Origin of the sequence: Massilia sp. CT11-108 (genome assembly GCF_047302915.1) — a bacterium.
GTDB classification, from domain to species: domain Bacteria; phylum Pseudomonadota; class Gammaproteobacteria; order Burkholderiales; family Burkholderiaceae_D; genus Telluria; species Telluria orientalis.
Genome location: NZ_JBKYMO010001501.1, coordinates 1 through 274, shown reverse-complemented (window position 1 = coordinate 274; position 274 = coordinate 1). Strand labels below are relative to the sequence as shown.

Below are 274 nucleotides of genomic sequence, written 5' to 3'. Positions count from 1 at the left end.
CAATACGCGTCGAAGCGGCTGTCGCGGCCGGAGGCGAGCGCCAGTTCCGCCGCCAGCGCGTCGCGCGTCTCCGGGCCCTTGGAAAACGCCCGCAGCACGTCGAGGCACATCACGTTGCCGGAGCCTTCCCAGATCGAATTGACGGGGAATTCCCGGTACAGGCGCGCCAGCGGGCCGTCCTCGACATAGCCGTTGCCGCCCATGACTTCCATCGCCTCGGCGCCGAACGCGGGGCCGCGCTTGCACAGCCAGTATTTGCCGGCCGGCGTCAGGA

Annotated in this window: 1 protein-coding gene; it reads right to left on the bottom strand. The window is 69.3% G+C overall.

The genetic code is table 11. The features are described from left to right. Positions 1 to 274: acyl-CoA dehydrogenase family protein (locus tag ACEN88_RS35415; protein ID WP_413347080.1), on the bottom strand; the 274-nt coding region annotated here is incomplete at both ends.